Origin of the sequence: Pseudolactococcus hodotermopsidis (assembly GCF_011170085.1) — a bacterium.
GTDB lineage: Bacteria > Bacillota > Bacilli > Lactobacillales > Streptococcaceae > Pseudolactococcus > Pseudolactococcus hodotermopsidis.
In genome coordinates this window covers 1-3,923 of the sequence record NZ_BLLI01000105.1, presented here as the reverse complement: position 1 = coordinate 3,923, position 3,923 = coordinate 1, and the positions used below count along the sequence as shown (strand labels likewise).

General features: G+C 39.4%; 5 protein-coding genes. 3 read left to right on the top strand and 2 right to left on the bottom strand.

What is annotated here, in order from left to right:
* The first annotated feature begins 229 nt into the window (after nucleotides 1-229).
* The 3 genes from rpsU (at nucleotide 230) to Hs30E_RS10625 (ending at nucleotide 2,565) form a co-directional block, all read left to right on the top strand.
* On the top strand, nucleotides 230-406 hold the full coding sequence (gene rpsU / locus Hs30E_RS10635) for a 30S ribosomal protein S21 (RefSeq protein ID WP_003137442.1): 177 nt from the start codon (nucleotides 230-232) through the stop codon (nucleotides 404-406).
* A 256-nt stretch (nucleotides 407-662) separates the two neighbouring features.
* Nucleotides 663-1,262 (top strand): hypothetical protein, encoded by a 600-nt coding sequence (locus Hs30E_RS10630; protein ID WP_172209908.1) that lies wholly within the window; start codon nucleotides 663-665, stop codon nucleotides 1,260-1,262.
* 106 nt (nucleotides 1,263-1,368) lie between these two features.
* Nucleotides 1,369-2,565: a phosphoglycerate kinase gene (locus Hs30E_RS10625; RefSeq protein ID WP_172209907.1), complete on the top strand. Its 1,197-nt coding sequence runs from the start codon at nucleotides 1,369-1,371 to the stop codon at nucleotides 2,563-2,565.
* Nucleotides 2,566-2,613: 48 nt separating this feature from the next.
* Here the strand turns inward: Hs30E_RS10625 and Hs30E_RS10620 are convergent, their stop codons facing one another.
* Both Hs30E_RS10620 and Hs30E_RS10615 read right to left on the bottom strand, forming a co-directional pair.
* Nucleotides 2,614-3,198 (bottom strand): ECF transporter S component, encoded by a 585-nt coding sequence (locus Hs30E_RS10620; RefSeq protein ID WP_172209906.1) that lies wholly within the window; start codon nucleotides 3,196-3,198, stop codon nucleotides 2,614-2,616.
* Between the two features lies 1 nt (nucleotide 3,199).
* Nucleotides 3,200-3,673 (bottom strand): S-ribosylhomocysteine lyase, encoded by a 474-nt coding sequence (locus Hs30E_RS10615; protein ID WP_172209905.1) that lies wholly within the window; start codon nucleotides 3,671-3,673, stop codon nucleotides 3,200-3,202.
* Nucleotides 3,674-3,923: the final 250 nt, after the last annotated feature.

Genomic DNA, 3,923 nt, shown 5'->3' with positions numbered 1-3,923 from the left:
CTTGATAACACGATATTTTTTCAATTCATTCACAGTGAGTAATATCCTTTTCATAAGTATTAGTTTAACATTTGGGACATTTTATGTTTCGACCTACTTAGGACATTATCACTTTCGAATGATAAAAAGCTGGTCTTAAAAATAAAAATGCTTGACATTTTCTAAAAAAATGGTAGACTGAAAGGGTATGCTTGAGCATAACTACGAAACGGAAAAGAGGTGAAATCTTATGTCACAAACAATCGTACGCAAAAACGAATCGCTTGACGACGCGCTTCGCCGCTTTAAACGTTCAGTTACTAAAGCTGGAACGCTTCAAGAAGCTCGTAAACGCGAGCATTACGAAAAACCATCTGTCAAACGTAAACGCAAATCAGAGGCGGCTCGTAAACGTAAAAAATTCTAATTTTTGATTAGATAACAAAAAATCTCTTACCATTTCGGTAGGAGATTTTTTATAATGTGTCTAAAACTAGAGTTGAGAAATATACTTTTGGTTGGCATTGGCTTTGCTGGTTGACTCATGGGCAGTTTACATCAAATGAAATAGTTCTAAGTCAGTTTAAAAGAACTGGCTTTTTTCATTACTCAAAAGCAACTTGCATTTTCTTTTTTTTATATGTATAATGTAAAAGAAAAGTTAAAATTTGGAGAATAAAACAATGAAGAAGATTAAAAACTCACTCTTGACAATTGTGGTAACAGCAGTTGTGATTATTGGCGCTATGTTTGTAGCTAAAACAGCAGGATTTTCACCATTTAGCACAAGCGTGACATCAAATAGTAGCCAAGTTGTACGCTATTTGACGAAAGAAAAGCAGATTGCTTTGGTCGGTATCGGCATAACTGATGTGACGGATGACGAAAATACGTCTAAAATATTTGGTCTTAAAGTGCCTGGGACAAGTAAGAAAACTTTTCTAAAATCAAGTTTTGAGGCGAAACTTGGCATTGACGGAAAAAATGTGAAAATTACAGATACGGGCAATAAGACGTATAAAATTGAGATTCCTAAGTTTATTTTCATTGGTCACAGCAATGCTAAGTTTGAAGTAGCTGCTGAAAAGAATGGTGTGCTGAGTTTTACCACGGCTAAAGTTGATACCGCTGAGATGATTAGTGATTTGTTAGATGAGAAAGGGCAAGAAAAATACATCACACAGTACCAAGACCTTTTGGAAGAATCAGCAAAAGAATTTTATCGTGATATTGTGACAAGTTTTGATGAAGAGGCGAAGTTGACTTTTGAATTTGCAAAATGATAAAACTTCCGTTATTAAATTTGGATTTCTGTCAATCTTGCGCCTCAACCGCATTTTGTGATATAATATACTTGCAAACTAAAAATCAAAACGGAGGCAACATCAAATGGCTAAACTTACTGTAAAAGACGTTGATTTGAAAGGCAAGAAAGTGCTCGTGCGCGTGGACTTTAATGTGCCTTTGAAAGACGGCGTTATCACGAACGATAACCGGATCACGGCGGCACTGCCGACAATCAAGTATATCCTTGAGCAAGGTGGGCGCGCGGTTCTCTTCTCTCATCTTGGTCGTGTCAAGGAAGAGGCTGACAAAGCTGGCAAATCTCTTGCGCCAGTTGCCAAAGCACTCTCTGAAAAACTTGGTCAAGAAGTTGTTTTCACTGGCACAACGCGTGGCGCTGAGCTTGAAAATGCGATTAACGCGCTTAAAGACGGCGAAATCTTGCTTGTTGAAAATACGCGTTTTGAAGATATTGACGGCAAGAAAGAATCTAAAAACGATGCTGAACTTGGCAAATATTGGGCAAGTCTTGGCGATGGAATCTTCGTCAACGATGCTTTCGGTACAGCTCACCGTGCGCATGCCTCAAATGTTGGTATTTCTGCAAATGTTGATAAAGCCGTTGCAGGATTCCTCCTTGAAAATGAAATTGCTTATATCAAAGAAGCAGTTGAAGCACCGGTTCGCCCATTTGTTGCGATTCTTGGTGGCTCAAAAGTTTCTGACAAAATCGGTGTTATTGAAAACTTGCTTGAAAAAGCAGATAAAGTTATCATCGGTGGCGGTATGACTTATACATTCTACAAAGCGCAAGGTATCGAAATCGGTAACTCGCTTGTTGAAGAAGATAAACTTGATATTGCGAAAGCATTGCTTGAAAAAGCAAATGGTAAACTTATCTTGCCAACTGACTCAAAAGAGGCAAATGCGTTTGTAGATTACACTGAAGTTAAAGATACCGATGGAGAAGCTGTTGATGCAGGCTTCCTAGGGCTTGACATTGGTCCAAAATCTATCGCAAAATTTGACAAAGAACTTGAGGGCGCTAAAACAGTTGTCTGGAATGGGCCAATGGGTGTTTTTGAAAACCCTGACTTCCAAGCTGGGACAATCGGTGTCATGGACTCAATCGTTAAGCAACCAGGCGTGAAATCAATTATCGGTGGAGGCGATTCGGCTGCTGCTGCGATTAATCTTGGCTATGCTGACAAATTCTCATGGATCTCTACTGGTGGTGGTGCTTCTATGGAATTGCTTGAGGGCAAAGTCTTGCCAGGTCTTGATTCATTGACTGAGAAATAATCAGATAAGAAAAATCATCAGAACTCACATCTGATGATTTTTTTGCGTTTATTTTTGTGTTGTTTTATTAAGCGTCAATGTTGGCTTTTCTTTTAAAATCTCAAACGGATAAACTTTGTTAATTGCTTGCATGAGAAACATAGCGATATTGAAATCAATGATAGAATGGATAAATCCGCCGATACCGAGAACGATAAAAAGCGAGGTAAGACTTCTACCGTTAAGATTGCTAAAGCCCGTTGTCAAAAGGAAAGCAACGATTGCCACCTCACACAAGGTATGAATCAATGCAATCACGATATTGAAAATTTGAAACTTAACGCCGTGCGTGTAATTGCGGTGCTTCCAAAGGAAAATAGAGCCACCGAGAGCGAAGATGACGTGGGTAAGGGCGCGGAATGTGATTTCAATCGGTAGACCTGAAATTAGAAAGCCAAGTGTTGAGCCGAGTGCAACGATGACCGCAACGAGTGGTGAAATCAGCATACCAATCATAATCGGTACATGGCTTGCAAGTGTGAAACTGGCGGGTGGGATGACGATTTTCGGCATGACTTGTGGGATAAGAATGGCAAGCGCCGTTAAGAGCGCTGCAGTTGTTAGTTGTGTGAGCTGTTTCCGATTTTTGTTCATGTTAAATCACCTTTCTGATAAATGGATCGCTAGAAATGCCACGTTTGAGAATAAGCGCAGACCATTCCTTGGCTGTCCAAAGCGAGTGGTCGCGGTAATTACCGCAAGATTCAATCGTTGTGCCTGGCACATCTGCCCATTCAACAACAGTGACAATAGCTTCGAGCGAAGATTTGATAACTTTTGCAATTTCTTCAGACGTATGTTCGCCCCACATAATCATATGAAAACCAGTTCGACAGCCAAATGGTGAAAAATCAATCATGCCGTCAATGCGGTCGCGAATCAGGCTTGCCATAAGATGTTCAATCGTATGTAGTCCTGCTGTTGGTATTTCTTGGACATTTGGTTGCACCAAACGGACATCGAAATTTGTGATAATATCGCCTTTTGGTCCTGTTTCTGAGCCAATCAAACGCACGTAAGGTGCGAGAACTTTTGTGTGGTCGAGTTGGAATGATTCTACTTCTGCCATATTTTCGATAGTGGCACTGCTAAGATTTGAAATCTAGCGCCAAATTCTCCTTTTCTACATTTACTCACATTATACGATAATGTGAATGTTTTTACAAGAGTTTTTCAAAAAAACAATCAAAAATTATCATTCGAAAGTGATAATGTCCTAAGTAGGTCGAAACATAAAATGTCCCAAATGTTAAACTAATACTTATGAAAAGGATATTACTCACTGTGAATGAATTGGAAAAGTATCGTGTTATCAAGTT

Coding starts and splice junctions, on each gene's coding strand:
- rpsU (WP_003137442.1), top strand. CDS start 230: ATGTCACAAACAATCGTACGCAAAAACGAATCGCTTGACGACGCGCTT.
- Hs30E_RS10630 (WP_172209908.1), top strand. CDS start 663: ATGAAGAAGATTAAAAACTCACTCTTGACAATTGTGGTAACAGCAGTT.
- Hs30E_RS10625 (WP_172209907.1), top strand. CDS start 1,369: ATGGCTAAACTTACTGTAAAAGACGTTGATTTGAAAGGCAAGAAAGTG.
- Hs30E_RS10620 (WP_172209906.1), bottom strand. CDS start 3,198: ATGAACAAAAATCGGAAACAGCTCACACAACTAACAACTGCAGCGCTC.
- Hs30E_RS10615 (WP_172209905.1), bottom strand. CDS start 3,673: ATGGCAGAAGTAGAATCATTCCAACTCGACCACACAAAAGTTCTCGCA.